The organism is Aurantiacibacter marinus (assembly GCF_001021555.1).
Taxonomy (GTDB): Bacteria; Pseudomonadota; Alphaproteobacteria; order Sphingomonadales; family Sphingomonadaceae; genus Alteraurantiacibacter; species Alteraurantiacibacter marinus.
In genome coordinates, this window is record NZ_LDCP01000001.1 from 92,955 (window position 1) to 111,489 (window position 18,535).

Here is an 18,535-nt window from a genome sequence, read left to right on the forward strand (position 1 = left end):
ATGAGCGCCGAGATCCACAATCTGTCCGGCGAAAGCACGGAAAAAACTTCCGATACCTTGCCCCAAGTGGCAGGCGGATCGGTCTATCTCGAAGCCTATCTCGCGCCGTTTCGCGAATGGCTGGAGCGGGACACCGTCACCGAAATCCTGGTCAACAAGCCGGGCGAGATGTGGGTCGAAGATGCCGCCATGTCGGGAGGCATGCAGCGTGTGGAACTGGACACTATCGACGACAAGCTGGTGCAGCGTTTGGCCGAACAGGTCGCCCGCATCAGCCATCAGGGCATCAACCGCGAACATCCGTTGCTGGGTGCCACGCTGCCTGATGGCGCGCGTATCCAGTTTTGCGGTCCGCCCGCCACGCGCAAACACTGGGCCATGGCCATTCGCCGTCACCGGCGCCTCGATCTGCCGCTCGACGCCTATGATACAGGCCCGCTGACGCAGGCTGAAGAGACTGTGTTGCCCGATCCGGTGCAGCAACCGATCGAATTCTTGCGCGGCGCGATCAAAGCACGCAAAACCATATTGATTTCCGGCGGTACCAGCACCGGCAAAACAACTTTCCTTAACGCCATGCTCGGAGAAATTCCGCGCCATGAACGCGTGGTGCTCGTGGAAGACACGCCCGAGCTCAAATTGCCAGGCACAAACGGCGTCGGTCTGGTGGCGGTGAAGGGCGAGCTGGGTGAGGCCAAAGTGACTTCCAACGAATTGCTGCAATCGGCCCTGCGCTTGCGGCCAGACCGGATTGTGCTGGGCGAATTGCGCGGGGCGGAGAGCGTATCTTTTCTGCGCGCCATCAACACCGGCCACCCGGGCAGCTTCTCCACCATCCATGCAAATTCCCTGCGCGGCGCGCTGGAACAACTTTCGCTGATGGTGATGCAGACCGGCATCGGGCTGACCCGTAGCGATACTATTGCCTATGCCGCCAGCGTGATCGATGTGATCGTCCAGCTTGGCCGGTCCGACGGCAAGCGCGGCATCACCAATATCGCCTATACGCGCGATCTGGCAGACACTTGAAACTGATCGAATTCTGCGCAGGCCTTCGCTTGCGCGGCCCCGTGCAAACGACCAAATAGGCAAACATGGCCAGCAATCCTGAAACCGCCGCACTGAACGCCGCTAACGACGGTTCGGGGGCAAATGCACTCTCCGCCGAACAACGGTATTTCAACCGCGAATTATCGTGGCTGGCGTTCAACGACCGTGTGCTGGAAGAAGCGAACAACACCGCCTACCCGTTGCTGGAGCGGCTGCGCTTCCTGTCCATTTCTGGCAGCAATCTCGATGAATTCATGATGATCCGCGTTGCTGGTCTTGCCGGCCAAGTGCGCAGCGGCGTGACACAAACGAGTATCGACGGGCAAACACCGCGTCAGCAAGTCGCCGCTGTTACCGCGCGGGTGCGTGAACTGGAATCGAAACAGCAGGAAGCGCTTGCCCGCCTGCATCCACTGTTGGAAACCGAAGGCATACATATCGCCGGCGAAGACCGCATCGGGGATGAAGCCGAAAAATGGCTGCGGGAATATTTCATCAATCACATTATGCCTGTGATCACTCCGCAAGCGTTGGACCCGGGTCACCCGTTCCCGTTTGTTGCAAATGGCGGAATTGGCGCACTTTTCAATGTCCGCCGGAACAGCGATGGCAGCCAGTTGGTCGAGATGGTGCTGATCCCGGCTGCCCTGCCGCGCTTTGTCCGCATTCCTTCAGAGGCGGCCGATGATGAAGCGATCTATGTCGCAATTGAACGCGTCGTCTGCCGCTATGGCAAGCTGATCTTTCCTGGATTCACCGTGCAGGGTGACGGCGTTTTCCGGGTGCTGCGCGATAGCGATATCGAGATAGAGGAAGAAGCGGAAGACCTCGTCCGCCTGTTCCGCAGCGCGATTCAGCGGCGGCGGCGCGGGCAGGTCATCATGCTGGAGATCGACGAAAGCTTCGATCCCGAGGCTGAAGAATTGCTGCGTGACAAGCTGGCGCTGGAACAGGCGCTGGTAACCACGACCGAAGGCATGCTGGGCATTTCCGGACTGGATGAAGTCGTTGGCGAAGATCGCCCGGACCTTAAGTTCACATCTTACAGCCCGCGTTATCCCGAACGCGTTCTGGAACACGATGGCGATGCCTTTGCCGCGATTAGGGGCAAGGATATCATCGTCCACCACCCTTACGAAAGTTTTGAAGTGGTGGTCGATTTCCTGCGGCAGGCGGCGGCCGATCCCAAGGTCGTGTCGATAAAGCAGACGCTGTACCGCGCTGGCAATCAGCCCACCCTGATCAACGCACTGATCGAGGCCGCAGAGGCGGGCAAATCGGTCACGGCCGTGGTCGAACTGAAGGCCCGTTTCGACGAGGAACAGAACCTGAAATGGGCAGGCGAGCTGGAGCGCGCCGGAGTACAGGTGATCTACGGTTTCATCGACATGAAAACCCATGCCAAAGTCAGCATGGTGGTGCGCGAAGAAGAGGGCGTTTTTCGCACCTACTGCCATTTTGGCACCGGCAATTATCACCCGGTCACCGCCAGAATTTACACCGACCTTTCCTATTTCACGGCGAACCCCGCGCTGGGACGCGATGCGGCGAAGCTGTTCAATTTCGTCACCGGATATGTCGAACCGCAATCGATGGAATATCTCGCGATCAGCCCGCTGACGCTATATGACCGGATCATCGCGGATATCGACCACGAGATCACCATGGCGCGGGCAGGCAAGCCCGCGGCGATCTGGGCAAAGATGAATTCAATCACTGAACAGACCATCATCGACAAGCTTTACGAGGCCAGCCAGGCCGGAGTGGAGATCATGCTGGTGGTGCGCGGAATTTGCTGCCTGCGCCCTGGCGTGCCCGGCCTTTCAGACAATATCATCGTCAAATCGATTATCGGCCGCTTTCTGGAACACAGCCGCATCTACGCCTTCGCAAACGGCGAGACGATGCCGAGCGACATGGCCAAAGTATATATTTCCAGCGCCGATATGATGGAGCGCAATTTGCACCGCCGCGTGGAGTCACTGGTCCCGATCACCAACCCGACCGTGCATGCTCAGGTGCTGGATCAGGTGCTTCTCGCCAACCTTATCGACGTGCAGCAAAGCTGGCTGCTGGATGGCGAAACCGGGGATTATGAACGCATTGCCGATCAGGATTCACTTGAGCGCGGCGGCTTCAACTGCCACGAATATTTCATGACCAACCCATCTCTCAGCGGGCGCGGTGAAGCGCTCAAGGATAGCGGCGTGCCCAAACTAACCCTGCGCAAGCAAACTCTGTGAACGGTTTAACCGGCAAGCGCAGCAACGCGAAGATCGAAGGGCCGGACCGGGCCGTTATCGATATCGGGTCCAACACAGTGCGTCTGGTGGTGTATTCCGGCCCGCCGCGTGCGCCCAATGTCTGGCTGAATGAAAAAGTCACTGCCCGGCTGGGCCGTGATCTGGCTGCCACGGGCGAAATCCCGCCAGAGGCCGAGGAGATGGCACTGGACGGGCTGAAACGCTTTGCTGCCATCGTCGACGATCTGGGCGTGAAGGACGTAGCGGTAGTCGCCACAGCCGCCGCGCGCGACGCCAGCAATGGCAGGAAATTCATCGCGAAGGTGCGTGAATTGAAGCTTCAGCCGCGCGTATTGTCGGGGATTGAGGAAGCGACCTCGTCCGCATTCGGCGTAATCGGAGCTTTCCCGGGCGCAAAGGGTGTTGTGGCCGATCTGGGCGGCGGCAGTCTTGAACTGATCGCAATCGAGGACGGCCAGTGCCATGATGGCATCAGCTTGCCACTGGGCACGCTGCGCCTACCTGCTTTGCGCGATGCAGGCGCCGCCGGCTTTCGTGAAGCAGTGAAGGCAGAACTGGCAAAAGCCGGCTGGGCGAAAGAGCAAGGCGGACCGCTTTATCTGGTCGGCGGGACCTGGCGTGCGCTGGCAAGTTTTGCCATGCATCAGGATGATTATCCGCTGACCGATCCACAGGCATTCTGCCTCACCCGGGACGAGGCGGAAAAGACGGTCCGGCAGCTGGCCGATTCAGACCCGCAGGAACTGACTTCCATCTCTGGCATTTCATCCAGCCGCGCGTCTGGCCTGCCCGATGCCGCCGCGATGCTGCATGTGATGCTGGACGAGCTGAAGCCGGATGCGCTGGTTATTTCCGCATGGGGAATCCGTGAAGGGCTGTTGTTCGAACGCCTGACCGATATTGCACGCGATCAGGACCCGCTGCTTTCCGCCATCACCCATTTCACCACGCCGCGCGGCGCGGATATAATGAACGCCACCCTTATTGCGGCGTGGACGGCGGAAGCTATTGACGAGCGCAATCGCGGTAGCGAGCGCATTCGGCTTGCGGCCACAATGCTGACGCAGGCAGCGGCCCGGATTGAGCCGAACATGCGCTTATCGCACGCGACCGACTGGGCGCTGGAAAAACGCTGGGTGGGCCTGGATCACACAGGCCGTGCAATGATGGCGCAATGCCTGCGGGCCAGCAGCGGTCAGCCCAAACTGGTCGACGAATATTTGCGCATGGCGACTGAAAAGCAGCTTCGCCGCGCCTCTGCCTGGGGACTTGCCAACCGGCTGTGCCGCAAGATCGGCGCTGGTACGCGCATTTCACTCCGCAGCAGCGCCCTGCGGCGTGAGGCGGATACCCTGGTGCTGCGCTTCGATGAAAGCCGTTCCTATATGATGGCCGACACCGTCGAACGTGAACTGGCCGCCCTCGCCGATTGGCTCGGTCTTGAATATGAAATGGTAGTCGGGGGGCTTTAGCCGGTCGCCGGGCAGGTTTTTCCGGTCGCTCAGATGAAAACCATCTCAATGCTGCAGCGGCCAGCGCGAATGCCGGCCAAAGCGGAATCTTGCGGCGCTATGCCGAAAACCATGCCTGGTGCAGAGACATCCGGCGGTTTTGACCTGGATCAAATCTTGGCGCGCAATAGCTGCTAATAGTCTTGGCGTGGGCAATTACGCCGCCCCGGGAAAGGCAACGCCATGGATAACACTGCACCCTATAAAGCGACACTTGAGGCAACTCTAACGGAGCTCCAGACCCGCCTAAGTCGCATTGAACGTGACCTGGACGAACCGCATGATCCCGATTCGAGCGAGCGTGCGGTACAGATGGAAGATGATGATAGTCTGGAAGCCCAGGCCCGCCTTGTGAGCCGGGAAATCGCATCGACAAGGCAGGCACTCGGACGCATTGCTTCGGGCGAATATGGCCAGTGTGTCCAGTGCGGGGAGGAAATTTCGGAAGGCAGGCTGAATGCCCGGCCCGAGGCCGCATTGTGTATCACCTGCGCCCAAAAGGGCTGAGGCAGGTTTTCGCTTTCAAAACCCGTAACGCAGACCGATCCAGAACGTCTGCGGCACACCCAGATCAAGCGTTCCGCCGCGGTTGAGCGTAACGATCCGCTCATCCAGCAGGTTTTCCACCCGGCCCACGGCGGACAATTTCTCGATCAGCGGATATTGCGCGAACAGGTCCACCGTGGTCGCGGCAGGGAGGATATCGGATTGCCGGTCATCCTCGAACTGCTTGCCCGTATGGCGCAGTGTGGCGGAAAAGAGTGCCCCTGAAACTGGTTGCCAGCTTGCGGTAAAGCTTGCAGCCCAATCGGGTGTTTGCGCAGGCTGAAGCCCGTCCAGCGGGGCTGCAAATCCTGTCCCGCGCACCTCAGCATCGGTAATCGCCAGCGATCCCTTGAAGCTCAGGCTGCCCGCAGCATATTGCGCCGAAGCCTCTATCCCGCGCGCCTCGATCGCATCTAGGTTACGGCGTTGGCTGAGATTGGTGCCGATGGTCACATTCGCAACTGCGTTTTCGACTTCATTATCGAAAGCGGTGAGCGACAATTTGGCCCCGGGTGCAGGAAGCCAATCGACGCCGACTTCATAACCCTCCAGCCGCTCCAGCTCCAGTTCTGCATTGGCGAGGAACGTGACGGGAAAAATCTGGAACGGGCGGTACAGTTCATTCAGGGTCGGCTGGCGCAAACCGGTATAGGCTGTTGCTCGCAAACGAATGGTATCGCTCGCTTCCAACAGCGCGCCTGCCCGCCATGAGAAATACCAGTCACTGCGATCAGGGTAGAGCGTGCGCCCGGCAGCCACCGTTTCGAAATAGCCATCGCGGATCGACGACCTGTCCAATCGCACGCCGCCTGTCAGAACAATATCGCCCAGCTCAAGATCATCTTCTGCAAACAGGCCGAACATTGAATTGACGCCGCCCGCCAGACGTAGGCCTGAAAAGGTGTTTACCTCTTCCAGATTACCCTCGGACTGGCGAAAATCGACGCCGATCCGCAAGGTGTGCGCATCACCCACTGGCGGCCTCAGCTCGATCTTGCCGCCAAGTCCGGTGGACGGGGTATCGCGCTGATCCAGGACCGGATTGAAGCTGCTCGATGAAATCACGACATTGGTGAAGTTGCGCCATAGGGCATAGCCAAGCACGTCGACCTGCCACGGCCCCCTGCTCACCAATCGGGCGCTGATATCCTGCCCTTCGGTAGTGCTGTCCTGCCCATCCAGCCGCAAGGTGCGCGCATCATCATAGGCAAGGCCGCGAAGCTGCAATTCAAGACCATCCCCGACAGGCTGCACCAGCCGTCCGCTGACAGACCAGCTTTCAAATTGCGCCCGCGCGGTGGCGGACACGCGCTGGTCCAGCGGGGTTGTGAAAAATCCCTGCCCCCGGTCCCAGCGCCCGCTGACGATTGCATATCCATCGCCAATCTCCGGCGCGATACTGGCCGAAAGCTCTGTCTCACCGCGATCATTCACCAGCGCTGACGCATTGAGCAGGCCAAGCGTCCGGGCATCGGCGCTATTGAGCGCAATCGTGCCGGCCAGCGCGCCCGCGCCAAATGGCCCGCTACCGCCGCCGCGCGTCACACTGATGCTGCCTAACCGGTCCGGCGAAACGGCATTGAAGGGAACATGGCCGAAAAAAGGATCGGTGAGTGGAACACCGTCCAATGTGACAAGTGCGCGCGTGGTGGCATTGCCGCCAAGCGCCCGCAGCGTGACGCCCTGCGCCGTTGGGTTTGAAGATCGGCTGTCCGACCGACGGAACTGCTGGAAGCCTGCAACATTGCGCAGCACATCATCCAGACGCCCCGATCCGCTGGAGGTGATCGAAATGCGATCAATCTCAACCGTTGAATAGGCGGGTGCAGCAGGCGTATCGGGCAAGCCTTCGCCAAGCACGATGATAGTGAAATCGGAAGGCTGTTCATCCGGCTCATCGGCCACCTGCGCAAAGACAGGCGTGGCCGCAAACGACAGAGCAATGCTCGCAAACAGGGGGGTTTTCATGCCGACCACCTGACGCGGGGCGCGCCTATTTGCAAGAGCGCTCTTTGGGCTAGGTTGGCTCTGCGATCCGGGTCTGCACGGGTGGCCGTGGCAGATGCTCGGGCGGCGATGGACACTATCTGGTTCCATTGTCTCTACCGCCGCTGGTGGTTCCGCAACTACCGCTTCCGCCGCGACTTTGGTTGTTGGTGATATCCCATGGTGATGGCGGTTCAGGTCGCGCAGGCCCCTGCCCGTTAAGCTTCGAACAGCTGAACGCCGGTACCTATGACGCAGGCCCGCACGAGTTCAGGTAGATACTATCGCCCAGCAGGGTGACACGGGCGATATCGCCATTGTCCATTTGATACTCACGTATCTCCAGACCGGAGCCGATGGATTCGAATTCATCTCCCCACAATTGGCCGAGGTCTTCCGGTGCGGGTAGATTGGTCCGGTCTATATCTGCGCAGGCCCGTGCAAGTCGCGGTGCAGTTTCCAGCTTGGCTACTTCGAGGCCGGTTGTCGCAAGCGCGCCGTCTTCAAGCCCATCGAGGAAATCATCGGAAATGCCTTCTCGCTCTTCAGCGACCGGTTCTTCCGCTGCAGCATCAGTGGCTTCGGAAACATCCGGTTCGGCCTCGGCAGGATCGCTGCCCGAAAGGCTTGCGGCGAGTTCATCAGCCGGATCATAGTCCGCCTGCGTCGCGGCGTTGTCGCGGTCGTAAATCCGGTCATCGGAGAACGGCCCAAGCGCGGTGCCCGCCGCCACCCGCACCAGAGGATAGGGATCAAGGTCAGTACCCGTGTAGGTCATCTCCGCCTGATATTCGCCAGTAGACCGGAAATGCAGAACGTCAGTCGATCCTTCCGCGCGCGTCGGGGCAAAGCGCATGACCAGAACATCACCGTCCATTTCGCCATCGGTTGTAACAACCCTTTCCGATCCCCGGAATTGCGAAAAGACCACGCCATTGCCCTGAAACCTACCCGGACGCAGCCAGCTGCCGCGCCAACTGCCATCCTCATCCTGCTCCAAAGAGAATACAAATATGGCTGCCTCGTCGATCTGCATCGCCCAGGTGCCTTCCAAATCCTGCGCTGCGGCAGGCTGGGTGAAGACGATCAGGGCGGCGAAAAATGACAGCAAATGTTTCATCATTCGCGCAACTTGCCGCAGCTTGCATGTGATAGGCAAGCAAAAGGGCGCGTACGGGGGTGGGAATGCGGCGGGTGGATGCCTATAGCTGGTGTCAGGATTCTTGAAAACGCGTGGCTGGGACATTCGCACAATGGCTGACATCATCGACGGCCGCGCCATAGCGCGCAAGATGGACGAAACCACCAAGGCTCAGGTTGATGCCATGATCGCCGAAGGCCACCCCGCGCCCGGCCTGACGGTGATCCTTGTAGGCGATGACCCCGCCAGTGAAGTTTATGTCCGCCGAAAGATGGCGGCGTGCGAGGCAGTTGGCATCCGGTCGAGCGAACACCGCCTGCCCGCCACCACATCGCAAAATGCACTCCTGACACTGATCGCGCGGCTCAATGCCGATCCCGAAGTCCACGGCATTCTGTGCCAGGTGCCACTGCCCGAACATATCGACGCACGGCAAGTGCTGCGGTCGATCTCACCGGAAAAGGACGTGGACGGATTTCACCCCGTGAATGTCGGGCGGCTGTCCACCGGTACGGGCGGCATCGTGCCCTGCACACCGCTGGGCATCATGAAACTGATCGGCACGGTTATTGACGATCTGACCGGTGTAAACGTCGTGGTGATCGGCAAGTCCAACATCGTCGGAAAGCCGGTTGCCAATCTTCTGCTGGATGCAGAGGCAACCGTGACGGTCACGCATATCCACACCGAAGGCCTTGCCGAAATCTGCCGCCAGGCCGACGTCATCGTCGCCGCGGCTGGCGCGCCGGGGCTGGTGCGCGGGCATTGGGTGAAAGACGGCGCAGTGCTGATCGATGTCGGCATCACCCGCATGAAAGGCGAAGACGGCAAGACCAGGCTGGTCGGTGATATCGCCTTTGACGAAGTGCAGCACGCCAAGGCAGTTACACCGGTGCCCGGCGGCGTGGGACCGATGACCATTGCCTGCCTGCTGGCCAATACCGTGCAGGCCGCGCGCGCCGCCCTTGATACAAACACAGGTGTCAGTAACGACTATGCCGATGCGCCGGCACGGTCTATGTTTACCGCTTCAGGATCGACACCAAACTAGGTACGAAGGCCCCATGACCCAGCAAACACAACAGACCGATACAGACGTTCTTATCATCGGAGCGGGCCTGTCCGGCATCTCGATGGCGGGGCACATGGAAATGCTGTGCCCGGATCGCAGCTACACCATTCTGGACCGCCGCGACCAGCTGGGCGGGACCTGGGATCTGTTTCGCTATCCCGGCGTACGATCGGACAGCGATATGCACACGCTGGGTTTCATATTTGAACCCTGGAAGCATGCTGACGCGATCGCCGATGGCCCGGCGATCCTGGAATATCTTAATCGCGTGGTCGATGAACGTGGCATCCGCGAACATATGCGGTTCGGTCAGGAAGTTCTCACCGCAGACTGGAACAGCGCCACTGCACGCTGGACGATAACATCACGCGGCAAGGATGGCAGCGAAAGCGTCATCACCGCACGCTGGCTGTATTTTGGCAGCGGTTATTACGATTATGACAATCCGCACGATGCGCAGATCCCCGGTATCGACGCATTTGGCGGGCAGGTGATCCACCCGCAGTTCTGGCCCGATGATCTGGATTATACCGGCAAGAACGTCGTCATTATCGGTTCGGGCGCGACTGCCATTACGATGGTGCCCGCAATGGCTGATGATGCAGCCAGCGTCACCATGCTCCAGCGTACGCCGACATGGATGGGCAAGGGGCCGCGGCAGGACATTTGGGACCACCGCTTCCGCCGCTGGTTCCCGGAGAAATTCGCCTATTGGCTGACCCGCCGCAAGAACATCCTGTTCCGCGCCTATATCTTTGACTTGTCGCGCCGCAATCCGGAAAAGCTGGCGGGCAAGCTGCGCGGCATGGCAAGCGCATCTTTGGGTGAGCTGTACAATCCCAAGGACTTCGAACCGCCATATAATCCGTGGGAGCAGCGCCTGTGCCTGGTGCCCGATGGCGATCTGTTCAAGGCAATGCGCAAGGGCAAGGCGCATATCGTTACCGACCATATCGAAGGCTTCGATGCAGAAGGCGTGAAGCTGAAATCAGGGAAGCACCTGCCTGCCGATATCGTAGTGACCGCAACCGGTCTGAAGCTGGTGCTGGCGGGCAAGGTAAAGGTTTCGCAGGACGGCAAGCCGGTCAATCTGACCGATCACTTTTTCTACCGCGGCACCATGTTCTCCAACATGCCCAACCTCAGCTTCGTGTTCGGTTATCTCAATGCCAGCTGGACCCTGCGCGCCGATGCCAACGCCCGCTACGCCTGCGAAGTGCTGAACGACATGAGCAAGGCCGGCGCGAATGTCGCCGTGGCGCAGCTTGCAAAAGAGGATGAGCCGGAAACGGTGGCGCCGTGGGATTATTCCTCCGGCTATCTCCAGCGCGCGAAGGATCTGATGCCCAAGGTTGGGCCGGATCGTCCGTGGTCGCTGAAGCATGATTACCTCGCCGACATAAAGGATTTCCGCCAGCGCCCTGTGCGTGATGGCGTCCTGCGGTTCTATGCCGTCAACACTGCACAGTCCGAAAGCGGCGATGCAGAGGAAACGGATCATCAGGCAATCGCCGCAGAATGAGCCAGCTTCGATGAGCAGGACGGAAAGAGTCTGGACCGCCGCACTGGTGGTAATCGGTGACGAAATTCTGTCCGGCCGTACGCAGGACAGAAATATCGCCCAGGTCGCCCGCTGGCTGCAGGTGCAAGGCATTCGTCTGTCCGAGGTGCGCGTGGTCTCGGATGATATGGGCGCGATTGGCGATGCGGTGAATGCGCTGCGCGTCGCTCATGATTATCTGTTTACGACCGGCGGCATCGGCCCGACGCATGACGACATTACTGTGGACGCGGTCGCCGCCGCGCTGGGCGTTGAGGTGGTGGTCCATCCTGAGGCGCGGGCAATGTTGGCGGATTATTACGCCAATAAGCCCGGCGGGCTGACAGAGGCACGGCTGCGCATGGCGCGCGTTCCCGAAGGCGCGGGCCTTATCCCCAATCGCATGTCCGGCGCGCCGGGCATCCACCATGGCAATATCTTCCTGATGGCCGGCGTCCCGCATATCACCGCGCAGATGCTGGACGGGCTGACCGGAACGCTGGAAGGCGGCGCTCCTCTGATCAGTGAAACCGTCGGCTGCTGGACCGCCGAAAGCGAAGTGGCAGACATCTTGCGCGAAGTGGAAGCCGCGCATGAAGACTGCCAGATCGGCAGTTATCCCTTCTTTCGCGAAGGCCGCATCGGGGCCAATTTCGTAATCCGTTCCACCAGTGCCGAAGTGCTGCAACGCGCTGTCGACACTTTGTGTGAAGCACTGGGCGAGGAAGGCCACGATTTCACGCCGGGCGGGATCTAAAAAGCCCCTTAGGTCGGAATGGCGAAATTCTTATCTGACGCAATAATGAGAAAGGGCCGGAGAATTGCTTCCCCGGCCCCTTCGCGTGTTCGGTATCTGTAGGACAGCGCATTTTATTAACGCGCTACCGCTTCGCTGATCAAGCGCCTTCGACCTCGGAAAGGTCGATCTTCAGGCCCGGGCCCATCGTGCTGGTGAGCGCGATTTTCCGGACATACTTGCCCTTGGAACCGGTTGGCTTGGCGCGCACGATTGCGTTCGTGAGCGCTGCGAAGTTGGCCTTGATGTCCGCATCCTTGAACGACAATTTGCCGATGCCGGAGTGGATGATCCCCATCTTCTCGACGCGGAATTCAACCTGGCCGCCCTTGGCGTCCTTTACGGCCTGTTCCACGTTGGGAGTGACAGTGCCCAGCTTCGGGTTCGGCATCAGGCCCTTGGGACCAAGCACCTTACCAAGGCGGCCGACAACGCCCATCATGTCCGGCGTGGCAATCACGCGGTCATAATCGAGATTGCCGTTCTGCATGTCTTCCATCAGGTCTTCGGCGCCAACCTTGTCGGCGCCTGCAGCCAGTGCCTTTTCGGCGTTCTCGCCGCGGGCAAACACTGCAACCTTCACGTCCTTGCCGGTGCCCGAAGGCAGCGAGACCATGCCGCGGACCATCTGGTCTGCATGGCGGGGATCAACGCCCAGGTTCATGGCGACTTCAACGGTTTCGTCGAACTTCGCCTTGTGCTCGCGCAGAACATTCAAAGCTTCGTCAAAAGTGTACAGCTTCTCGTTGTCGAGCTGAGCCACAACCTTCTGCTTTTTGGTCAGTTTAGCCATCAGATCAGCCCTCCACCACTTCGATGCCCATCGAACGGGCGGAACCGGCGATGATCTTGACCGCCTGGTCGATGTCGTTTGCATTGAGATCCTTCATCTTGGTCTCGGCGATTTCGGCAAGCTGGCTGGTCTTGATGGAGCCGATGATGCTCTTGCCCGGTTCTTTCGATCCGGATTTGATCTTCATCGCCTTCTTGATCAGGAAGCTGGCGGGCGGTGACTTGGTGACGAATGTGAATGACTTGTCCGCGAAAACCGTGATCTTCGTCGGGATCGGAGCATTCTTTTCCATGTCCTGCGTGGCAGCGTTGAATGCCTTGCAGAATTCCATGATGTTCACGCCGCGCTGACCCAGAGCCGGGCCGATAGGCGGTGACGGATTGGCTGCGCCCGCAGGCACCTGAAGGCTGATATAGCCGTCAATTTTCTTGGCCATGATGGCCTCCTTGTTCGCACTGTTGCCAAGGCTGTTACACCAAGGCTCATGTTAAGCGGTCGAGCGAAGAGCATGTGCTCTCCTCCCGCGTGGATTCCCGAACTGTTTGTTGGGAGGCGAGCGAATAGCCGCAATGCACCTGAAAATCAAGCAATCCCGGCGGGCGGGAAAGGGGTGACAAAGGTTACACTGCGTCACCCCGCCAAAGCCGCCAGAACCAATTGATATAAACAGACTTTCTTCCCTTTTTGCGAAGGTGACAGTTTGCCGGTAAAACCCGGAAGATAGAAATCATCCATTGCCGTCACATCGGCCGGGAATCTGCCTGTAGGAAAGCCGCACAATATCCGGGCCGTGGCCTTGCATCGGATAGTCGGTGCGGCGAAAGCTGCATACGGGAAGCGAAGAAGGACAATCGATTCATGAATACTCCCGCTGCAGCATTTATGGATGCGCCGCCTGTTGCGCGCGGAACAAAGGCTGCCATCGGCTGGCCGCTGTTCATGGCGCAACTGGTGACAGTGGTGGTCGTCTATTTCGTAGGCAGCGCCTTGCCGTTGGTCCCCTTCATCTTCGAACAGGCCGCACAGGGCACACCGCAGGCCGCGCCAAGTTCGTGGCTGGTCGCCCTGACCGTGATGGTCAGCATGGCTGGCGCATTGGTATTGTGCTGGGTGTGGCTGCGCCGTGAAGGCCGGGTGGCGGAGGCGTGGGACCTGTCTGCACCGGGAAACTGGGGCATGACGCTGGGCTGGGCCGCGCTCGGTACAGTCGGCGCGATCGCGATTTTCACCCTCGGCGCCGCTCTGCTCGAGGCTATCGGCCTGCCAGCAGCGGATGCCAGTTTCATCCTTGATCTGGTAACGGAAAGCCCGCTGATGTTCGCCATCTGGATCATCGGCGTGGCAATTCTTGCCGCCGGTGTCGGGGAAGAATTGCTGTGGCGCGGCTTTCTGATGGACCGGCTGGAACGGCTGGGCGGATTGCGCGGCCGCGTGTGGCTGGTGCTTGCCGTGCAGGCACTTCTGTTCGGCCTTCCGCACTCCTATCAGGGCATCGGCGGGATGATATTGACCGGCGCGATTGGCCTGCTGCTGGGCTGGATACGGATCATGCAGCGCGGCAATCTGTGGGCGGTGATTATTGCCCATGCCAGCGTGGATGTGATCATGATGAGCCTTGCCTACGCCAGCAGTCTGGGTTGGTTCGCTACGGCATAGCGGTGTTACGCTGCATTCAGCCTCTTGAACGCGAATGATGATCGGTTCGAACCCGTCTGCATGCGACAAATCGCCGCCGCTGCTCCACCAGCGTTACGTTCAGCCAGCCGCAGGCGACGCCGCAACGGCGCAGCCCTGAACTGCCCGGCTAATCGCTTTTTGGCACCAGATAGCCAGGCGAATATTCGCCATCGCAATCCGCAGCGGACACCCCTGCCGGTGTGGCGCGGCCATCATAAACGGCGAAATCATCGAAGCGCATTTCCACGTCTTCTTCCGGCCATTCAAATGCGTTGCGCGGTGATCCACCATAATAATTATGGAAAGCCAGCCGCTGTATCAGCGCAGCTTCAGAAGCCGTATTGCGGAAAGTAAGGCCCGTACGGCACGCCGCCAGCTCACCATTCATCCAAAGCTCTGTGCGCCCGTTGGCAAGGCCCGGATCATTAAGCCGGACATACATCGCGACCTCGTGCCAGCGTCCGCTCAAGATTTCCTCTGGACCCAGATTATGTTCTCCGGTGCGGGTGCGCGCGCGGAACTGGTCATAGATGTAGAGGCTGGGACGGGGGTGGCCGGCATTTTGGCCGTGGCCCAGCCACATCAGCCGCGTGCTCCAGCTGTCGGGGACCGCCTCTCTCTGCGCATCGCCGCCAAAGGCGCCGCGCAGAGAAGAAAGGCCGGGAAGCTTGCCCTGAATGCGCAGGTCTGCCCCGTCTTCCATGTGGAAACGGTAAGTCAGCGTGGCCTCCGTGCCGCGATAACCATCCAGATCAATTTCGCCGTTCACATTGTATTTGATCTGCAATTCGCCGCTCTCGTCATATTCCGGCGGCCGCAGCGTCACCAGCGCGCAGCTATTGACCGCGCCGTTCCGCCCGCAATCGCTATCAAGCGAGACGGTCTGCCGTGCGCGGTGTTCAGGCAAATCTTCAATGGTGGCCATAATCGCGGCCAGCCGGTCAGTCCTGTCGGTATCGAAATCGGCAGACCATACCGGTTGGAGATCGTCCTGCACGGCCTGCACCATTTGCGCAGGGGCAATGCCCGAACACGCCATAAGCGCGGCAGGCATTAACATAATTGGCAGGCAGGTGAGATATCGCATGGCCGGTCCCTGTGAGAACTAAGACCTGCTCACCATCAATCAGAAATGGTCAAATAGCAACCATGACCGATCAGGGCGTTCGACTGTCTGCAAAACCGGCAACAATCAAACTGCTGCCAGCAAATGCTGCCTTACTTGACCAGCTCGACCTGATCGAAGTCCAGTTCCACCGGAGTCGCGCGGCCGAAGATGGATACGCTGACCTTGACCTTCGCCTTGTCGAAATCGAGTTCCTCGACTTCGCCGTTGAAGCTGGCAAACGGGCCTTCCAGAACCTTGACCTGATCGCCGATTTCGTAATCGACGCTGATGTCTTTCTTCGGGGCAGACTTGGCTTCTTCCACGCCGCCGAAATAGCGAGCAGCTTCTTTTTCGCTGATCGCCTGCGGCTTTGCGCCCGAACCCAGAAAGCCGGTGACCTTGGGCGTGTTTTTGACGAGGTGATAGACATCATCGGTCATGTTCAGCTTCGCCAGCACATAGCCGGGCATGAACTTGCGTTCGACCTGAACCTTCTTGCCGCGCTTGATTTCCGTGATGGTTTCGGTCGGCACTTCGACCTCTTCAACACCTTCGGACAGACCGAGACGTTCGGCTTCGGAAAGGATCGCATCGCGAACCTTGTTCTCGAAACCGGAATATGCGTGGATGATGTACCAGCGGGCAGCCATTGTTGTCTCTTCTTCCCTCAAAAAATCCGTGCGGCCCGGCCTGAATTTACGGCGGGCGGGTTAAATCACCGCGTTAAAGCAGTTCCAGCAAGCTCCGCACGACCCAGCCGAAGACCGAATCGACGCCCAGGAAAAACAGCGACAGAAACACCACCATGATGCCGACGAATATCGCCGTGCGTACGGTTTCGGGCCATGTCGGCCAGACAACCTTGGAGGTTTCCGATCGGACCTGACGGACGAATTCGCCCGGGCTGGTCTTCTTCTTTACTGGCGCGTTTGTCGTTTCTTCGGCCATTGCCTGTGTGCTCGCCTGAATAATTTCACTCGTCTTCCAGGTAAGTCTCCGGGCCGCCCCGGGCTAGGTCCGGGAGGGGCTTGGCGATTATCCGATGTCGGAAGACGAGGGGTATTTAGGGCCGTGGTCGCCGATTGGCAAGCAGCGCGTTGCCATTTGGTCCCCAAGAAAGGCCTGCAAATGTCACTTGAATGTGAAATGGGGGCTTTGCAGCGGCGCTCCGGCCCTTTAGCACGCTCGTCTTCGGGGAAGAAAACCACATAAGGGGTCACTACGTGGCAGCACAAGACGCACCGGTCAGTCTGGTCGACAGAGTTACCAATGTTTCGGATTTCATCTGGGGCGGTACGTGGAATGGAGAGGCGCTGTCGTGGCTTTCCATTAATGGCCAGCCTATTCCGCCGATGACCCTGATCCTGCTGGGCATCGGCATGTGGATCATGATCGGCCTGCGGTTTTACCCCATTGTCAAATTGGGCAGCGCCTTCAAGGGACTGTTTGCCAGCCGCAAGGGCGAGGGTGCGGGCGAGATTTCACCTTTCGCCGCGCTTTCAACGGCACTTTCCGGACAGGTCGGCACGGGCAATCTCGCCGGTGTGGCAACCGCCATCACGCTGGGCGGTCCGGGCGCAATATTCTGGATGTGGATCACGGCGCTGATCGGCATGGCTCTTGCCTTTGCCGAAGGTTCGCTGGCCATCCGTTATCGCGAAAAAACCTCGGACGGGGTCTATCGCGGCGGTCCGATGACTTACATCATGATGGGTCTGGGCAAGAAATGGACCTGGCTCGCCATTGTTTTCTGCATCGGCACGCTGTTCAGCGCACTGGTGACGGGCAATTCCATTCAGGCCAATGCCATTGCCGATGGCATGAATGAATTGTTCGGTATCGAAGAATGGATCGGCGGCCTTGTGACTGCGATCCTCGTTTTCATCGTCATCATCGGCGGTATCAAATCGATCGGCGGCGTGGCGGAAAAGATCATTCCGTTCATGGCCGGCGCTTACATCATCATGGCGGTGATCGCCCTGATCCTGAACTTTGGCGATCTGCCGGAAACCTTTGCGCTGATTTTCGATGGTGCATTCAATCCGCAGGCAGCGACCGGCGGTTTTGCCGGGGCGGCAATTATGCTGGCGATCCGTGCCGGTGTGGCGCGTGGGTTGTTCTCCAACGAAGCGGGTCAGGGTTCCACCCCGATCGCCCACGCCGTTGCGCAAACCAGTGATCCGCAGGCGCAAGGCCGCATGGCAATGCTCGGCACGTTTATCGATACGATCGTGATCTGCACCATGACGGCGCTGGTGATGTTGACGGTGAAAGGTGAATTCACCGCAGGCGACGAAGTTGTTCGCCATGCGTGGAATTCGGACTTGCAAGGGTTTGCGATGACCAGCGGCGCCTTTGCCGCCGCTTTCCCGTTCGAGGTCTTCAGCGTTCCATTGGGCACTCTGATCGCCAGTATCGCGCTGATCCTGTTCGTGTTCACCACGCTGCTGACGTGGAGTTATTACGGAGAGCGGGCAATCACCTTCATCTACGACCGTATCCCGGGCTCTACCCGCGCGGGCGAGAAGGTGCTGCACATGATCTGGCGCGTGCTTTGGTGTGTGGTTATTTACCTCGGCTCCACGCTGGATCTGACGCTGGTCTGGCGCATGGGCGATATCTCCAACGCAGCAATGGCGCTGCCGAACCTGCTCGCGCTGCTATTGCTGTCAGGCGTGGTGTTCAAGCTGGCGCGCGGGGAAAAGGATGCAGGCCCGACGCATACGGCGGATACTCCCGAAGAACCGGAAGAGTATTAAGACACGCGGGAAATCGGGGCGCGGTATCGGGTAAGCCAGCAGGTGAACCCCGGCCCCGCCCCCTTTTCGCGGGCAATGCCGGTCAGGCCGGCTTAGGCCCTTTCAGGACGGTTCAGTCCGGTTTTAAGCGCGCCCCAGAAGCCGGTCCAGAAAACTTGGTTCTTCCATGGGATGGATCTTTCCATGCGTCATCATACGCAGGCTTGTGTCTGAATAAGGCTTGGGATTGTTCCAGCCGTCAGACCGGCCGTTGCGGAATATCTTCCTCATTTTCAAAACCCTGTTGTTGCCC

Annotated in this window: 17 protein-coding genes; 9 read left to right on the plus strand and 8 right to left on the minus strand. The window is 59.4% G+C overall.

Annotated features, from left to right (window positions below; genetic code table 11):
• The 4 genes from virB11 to AB731_RS00455 all read left to right on the plus strand — a co-directional run bounded on the left by virB11 (position 1) and on the right by AB731_RS00455 (position 5,332).
• Positions 1-1,029: a P-type DNA transfer ATPase VirB11 gene (virB11, locus tag AB731_RS00440; protein ID WP_082126294.1), complete on the plus strand. Its 1,029-nt coding sequence runs from the start codon at positions 1-3 to the stop codon at positions 1,027-1,029.
• 65 nt (positions 1,030-1,094) lie between these two features.
• The gene (locus AB731_RS00445; protein WP_047092879.1) at positions 1,095-3,293 is read left to right on the plus strand and encodes an RNA degradosome polyphosphate kinase; all 2,199 of its coding nucleotides are present in this window, start codon (positions 1,095-1,097) and stop codon (positions 3,291-3,293) included.
• Positions 3,290-4,786 (plus strand): Ppx/GppA family phosphatase, encoded by a 1,497-nt coding sequence (locus AB731_RS00450; RefSeq protein ID WP_052768917.1) that lies wholly within the window; start codon positions 3,290-3,292, stop codon positions 4,784-4,786. The genes AB731_RS00445 and AB731_RS00450 overlap by 4 nt, the downstream gene beginning before the upstream one ends.
• Before the next feature lie 222 nt (positions 4,787-5,008).
• Complete coding sequence (locus tag AB731_RS00455; RefSeq protein ID WP_047092878.1) at positions 5,009-5,332, plus strand: TraR/DksA family transcriptional regulator; 324 nt, start codon at positions 5,009-5,011, stop codon at positions 5,330-5,332.
• A 15-nt stretch (positions 5,333-5,347) separates the two neighbouring features.
• Here AB731_RS00455 and AB731_RS00460 read toward each other — a convergent pair whose 3' ends face one another.
• Together AB731_RS00460 and AB731_RS00465 are read right to left on the minus strand one after the other, a co-directional pair.
• A complete protein-coding gene (locus AB731_RS00460; protein ID WP_047092877.1) occupies positions 5,348-7,339 on the minus strand; it encodes a TonB-dependent receptor plug domain-containing protein in 1,992 nt (663 codons plus the stop codon).
• A 265-nt stretch (positions 7,340-7,604) separates the two neighbouring features.
• Positions 7,605-8,480 (minus strand): hypothetical protein, encoded by an 876-nt coding sequence (locus AB731_RS00465; RefSeq protein WP_047092876.1) that lies wholly within the window; start codon positions 8,478-8,480, stop codon positions 7,605-7,607.
• Positions 8,481-8,610: 130 nt separating this feature from the next.
• On the opposite strand from AB731_RS00465, the gene folD reads away from it, so the two are divergent.
• The 3 genes from folD to AB731_RS00480 are packed head-to-tail and all read left to right on the plus strand — an operon-like array spanning position 8,611 to position 11,867.
• Positions 8,611-9,549 carry a bifunctional methylenetetrahydrofolate dehydrogenase/methenyltetrahydrofolate cyclohydrolase FolD gene (gene folD / locus AB731_RS00470; RefSeq protein WP_082126295.1) on the plus strand — a complete coding sequence of 313 codons (939 nt, stop codon included), beginning with the start codon at positions 8,611-8,613 and terminating at the stop codon, positions 9,547-9,549.
• A gap of 13 nt (positions 9,550-9,562) precedes the next feature.
• A complete protein-coding gene (locus tag AB731_RS00475; protein WP_047092875.1) occupies positions 9,563-11,092 on the plus strand; it encodes a flavin-containing monooxygenase in 1,530 nt (509 codons plus the stop codon).
• A gap of 10 nt (positions 11,093-11,102) precedes the next feature.
• Positions 11,103-11,867: a competence/damage-inducible protein A gene (locus AB731_RS00480; RefSeq protein ID WP_047092874.1), complete on the plus strand. Its 765-nt coding sequence runs from the start codon at positions 11,103-11,105 to the stop codon at positions 11,865-11,867.
• A gap of 139 nt (positions 11,868-12,006) precedes the next feature.
• Here AB731_RS00480 and rplA read toward each other — a convergent pair whose 3' ends face one another.
• Entirely contained in the window at positions 12,007-12,699 is a 693-nt protein-coding gene (gene rplA / locus AB731_RS00485; protein ID WP_047092873.1) for a 50S ribosomal protein L1, read from the minus strand.
• Between the two features lie 4 nt (positions 12,700-12,703).
• Positions 12,704-13,135 (minus strand): 50S ribosomal protein L11, encoded by a 432-nt coding sequence (gene rplK / locus AB731_RS00490; RefSeq protein ID WP_047092872.1) that lies wholly within the window; start codon positions 13,133-13,135, stop codon positions 12,704-12,706.
• 422 nt (positions 13,136-13,557) lie between these two features.
• Here rplK and AB731_RS00495 point away from each other — a divergent pair, with 422 nt between their 5' ends.
• Positions 13,558-14,355: a CPBP family intramembrane glutamic endopeptidase gene (locus AB731_RS00495; protein ID WP_231638789.1), complete on the plus strand. Its 798-nt coding sequence runs from the start codon at positions 13,558-13,560 to the stop codon at positions 14,353-14,355.
• Positions 14,356-14,503: 148 nt separating this feature from the next.
• On the opposite strand, the gene AB731_RS00500 is transcribed toward AB731_RS00495, so the two are convergent.
• The 3 genes from AB731_RS00500 to secE all read right to left on the minus strand — a co-directional run bounded on the left by AB731_RS00500 (position 14,504) and on the right by secE (position 16,432).
• Positions 14,504-15,436 carry a polysaccharide lyase gene (locus AB731_RS00500; protein ID WP_156172342.1) on the minus strand — a complete coding sequence of 311 codons (933 nt, stop codon included), beginning with the start codon at positions 15,434-15,436 and terminating at the stop codon, positions 14,504-14,506.
• Between the two features lie 158 nt (positions 15,437-15,594).
• A complete protein-coding gene (nusG, locus tag AB731_RS00505; RefSeq protein WP_047092870.1) occupies positions 15,595-16,134 on the minus strand; it encodes a transcription termination/antitermination protein NusG in 540 nt (179 codons plus the stop codon).
• A 73-nt stretch (positions 16,135-16,207) separates the two neighbouring features.
• The gene (gene secE, locus AB731_RS00510; protein ID WP_047092869.1) at positions 16,208-16,432 is read right to left on the minus strand and encodes a preprotein translocase subunit SecE; all 225 of its coding nucleotides are present in this window, start codon (positions 16,430-16,432) and stop codon (positions 16,208-16,210) included.
• A gap of 275 nt (positions 16,433-16,707) precedes the next feature.
• On the opposite strand from secE, the gene AB731_RS00515 reads away from it, so the two are divergent.
• Positions 16,708-18,243: an alanine/glycine:cation symporter family protein gene (locus AB731_RS00515; protein ID WP_047092868.1), complete on the plus strand. Its 1,536-nt coding sequence runs from the start codon at positions 16,708-16,710 to the stop codon at positions 18,241-18,243.
• A 123-nt stretch (positions 18,244-18,366) separates the two neighbouring features.
• Here AB731_RS00515 and AB731_RS14050 read toward each other — a convergent pair whose 3' ends face one another.
• Complete coding sequence (locus tag AB731_RS14050; protein WP_164474691.1) at positions 18,367-18,513, minus strand: hypothetical protein; 147 nt, start codon at positions 18,511-18,513, stop codon at positions 18,367-18,369.
• Between the last annotated feature and the right edge of the window lie 22 nt (positions 18,514-18,535).

Coding starts and splice junctions, on each gene's coding strand:
- virB11 (WP_082126294.1), top strand. CDS start 1: ATGAGCGCCGAGATCCACAATCTGTCCGGCGAAAGCACGGAAAAAACT.
- AB731_RS00445 (WP_047092879.1), top strand. CDS start 1,095: ATGGCCAGCAATCCTGAAACCGCCGCACTGAACGCCGCTAACGACGGT.
- AB731_RS00455 (WP_047092878.1), top strand. CDS start 5,009: ATGGATAACACTGCACCCTATAAAGCGACACTTGAGGCAACTCTAACG.
- AB731_RS00460 (WP_047092877.1), bottom strand. CDS start 7,339: ATGAAAACCCCCCTGTTTGCGAGCATTGCTCTGTCGTTTGCGGCCACG.
- AB731_RS00465 (WP_047092876.1), bottom strand. CDS start 8,480: ATGATGAAACATTTGCTGTCATTTTTCGCCGCCCTGATCGTCTTCACC.
- folD (WP_082126295.1), top strand. CDS start 8,611: ATGGCTGACATCATCGACGGCCGCGCCATAGCGCGCAAGATGGACGAA.
- AB731_RS00475 (WP_047092875.1), top strand. CDS start 9,563: ATGACCCAGCAAACACAACAGACCGATACAGACGTTCTTATCATCGGA.
- AB731_RS00480 (WP_047092874.1), top strand. CDS start 11,103: ATGAGCAGGACGGAAAGAGTCTGGACCGCCGCACTGGTGGTAATCGGT.
- rplA (WP_047092873.1), bottom strand. CDS start 12,699: ATGGCTAAACTGACCAAAAAGCAGAAGGTTGTGGCTCAGCTCGACAAC.
- rplK (WP_047092872.1), bottom strand. CDS start 13,135: ATGGCCAAGAAAATTGACGGCTATATCAGCCTTCAGGTGCCTGCGGGC.
- AB731_RS00495 (WP_231638789.1), top strand. CDS start 13,558: ATGAATACTCCCGCTGCAGCATTTATGGATGCGCCGCCTGTTGCGCGC.
- AB731_RS00500 (WP_156172342.1), bottom strand. CDS start 15,436: ATGTTAATGCCTGCCGCGCTTATGGCGTGTTCGGGCATTGCCCCTGCG.
- nusG (WP_047092870.1), bottom strand. CDS start 16,134: ATGGCTGCCCGCTGGTACATCATCCACGCATATTCCGGTTTCGAGAAC.
- secE (WP_047092869.1), bottom strand. CDS start 16,432: ATGGCCGAAGAAACGACAAACGCGCCAGTAAAGAAGAAGACCAGCCCG.
- AB731_RS14050 (WP_164474691.1), bottom strand. CDS start 18,513: ATGAGGAAGATATTCCGCAACGGCCGGTCTGACGGCTGGAACAATCCC.